General features: G+C 36.6%; 2 protein-coding genes. Both read right to left on the reverse strand.

Annotated features, from left to right (window positions below):
• Positions 1 to 207: 207 nt before the first annotated feature.
• The gene (locus E5A76_RS05710; protein WP_053988687.1) at positions 208 to 651 is read right to left on the reverse strand and encodes a hypothetical protein; all 444 of its coding nucleotides are present in this window, start codon (positions 649 to 651) and stop codon (positions 208 to 210) included.
• A gap of 16 nt (positions 652 to 667) precedes the next feature.
• Complete coding sequence (locus E5A76_RS05715) at positions 668 to 2,026, reverse strand: excinuclease ABC subunit B (RefSeq protein ID WP_161118364.1); 1,359 nt, start codon at positions 2,024 to 2,026, stop codon at positions 668 to 670.
• Positions 2,027 to 2,187: the final 161 nt, after the last annotated feature.

Raw genomic sequence — 2,187 nt, forward strand, 5'->3', positions numbered from 1 at the left:
ATTAATTTATATTAAATCATGGTTTTCAAAAAAGTATCGATCGTTATATTAGCTTATAATCAGATGTATATAGTTAAAAAGCCGCATCCTAAGATACGGCTATAAACACCTGATGTTGCACACTTATCATCACTTAATAGCTATGATCTAACACTATTTAAAGATTAATACGAACTCACATCATAAAACGGTGGTATATCAAAAAAACTAACTTTTTCTCAGATCACGAATGATAACGTCCATTAATACAGTTGCCACTTTCTTATCTTCTGCTTTTTTACCTTTAGTGTAAGTATTGATTTGTCGCTTGGATATATCGTGAATATTAGTGATCGCTACCACCTCTCGCTCAATACCAAAACCGACCAACTTGATCATTAACTCTTTATTTCTTTGCGTATCACCAACAATCACAATGGTATTAAAATCTGCAAATAGGTCCTTGCTGAGATCTGAAATCGCAAAGTCGTTACTATCAATAAAGAAAATATCAGCAGAGTCCAATGCATTGCGTGGCTGCAGAGCTTGAATCTGCTGCATCTCCTTAAAGATGCCATTATCCACAGTTCCAAGTGTAGAGAGGCTTTGGGCATTTGCCGTTAAAGAGAGTAATAACGTACTTGCGAAAAACGCACTTTTAACAAATTTCATTCGTATTATCCTTTTACTATAGAATTGTTTCTTTCATGGTGCGGTAAGTTTGACCATTTGAGTCCGTCGTACATTGCGTATCAATCACAACGCCGTAGTTTGAATCTTTTTGGTACAACTTACTTTCGCTCTCATTGATTGCCCAATTTGAACCATATGTATTTAAATATGCGCGAGAAACAGTAACCGCATTACCAAACACTAACTTCTGATCAGTACATGAGTTACTATCATCGGTATAGTTTTCTTGCCAAGATTCATAACTCTTTAGATCATATACACGGTATATATCGCTACCCCAGATTTCAGGTGCATTCTTAACATGCCAATCTTCAAACAGATCACCATAAGTGGCATACCAGCCAGCACTGCCAACTGCACTAGTATTGAGTGTTTGAACAACAGAGTGACCAATATCATTGCCCTCATCAACAGACTCAAAGTTCATCATCGTGTGAGTTTGGCTGGTTTCTTCTGCTTGGCTAAAACCAAAGCCAACTCCTAAGCCTGCTGAAGGACCATCAGATTTACTCGCCTCAAAGCTGCCTGTAATGTCAAAACTAAAAGATGTGCTATTCGCGATAGAAATTTCTTTTTTGTCATTACTCGATGATGGGAAGCTTTGTTTATTTACAAACTGTCTGCCGAAATCTTTCTCAGGTAAACAACTTGCGTTGGTCTTATCATCCTCACACTCATTTCTTAAGTACAACCAAGTTAATCTTGCCTGTTCTTTCGAATCATTCGGTGCGGCTTGAATCGCTTTCTGCTTAGCGGTGTTATATGCCGATTCACCCGACATAAAGTTAAACTGTGAGTTACCATGGAACATCTGTCCCATATAGCCTTCTCGATAATAGAAATGCGGAGCAACTTTTTCATCATCCCAAGTACGTGTCCATGACGCACCATAAGGATCATTATGCAAAAGTTCCTGACGAGTTACATTCATGCTGCCATCAACAGCCATGATGTAGTTTGTTTTATCTGACTGTGAAAACATCAAAATATCAATCGTACGTGCAACATCGATTTGTTCTGTAATGTTGCTACGATTAAATGACCACGGACCATAGGCTCCATTTTGTGAAGCAATTAAAAACTGCTCTTCAATTTGACCATCTCTAATACTTGCATGTTGACAAAGATTCGAAATACGCCCAGGCATTTCATTTTTATCAAGGTAATTATTAATAAAAGCCACTTTACCATTAAAAATATCACATGCTGTTTTTGGATCATCATAAACAAGGTATTTATCTGTCCCTGTAAAATAAGCATCTTCAATACCAGGGATTGGAGATGCGAAAGCCTGCCCAGATAACATTACGACTGTTATTAAGCTTAAACTGAAGTTGATGTTGCATTCCTTCATCACTTATTCCTTTCAATATGATTTGCATCAACATTGATGCCATTAAAAAGTAACGTCGCAATAATTTGAAATCATAATAAAGCTATAAAAAAAAACTCTAATAAGAATTAACTTTGGACAACAACCGTCATTTAACTATTATTTGTGATATACCATCCATT

The organism is Photobacterium lucens (assembly GCF_009873615.1).
GTDB classification, from domain to species: Bacteria; Pseudomonadota; Gammaproteobacteria; order Enterobacterales; family Vibrionaceae; genus Photobacterium; species Photobacterium lucens.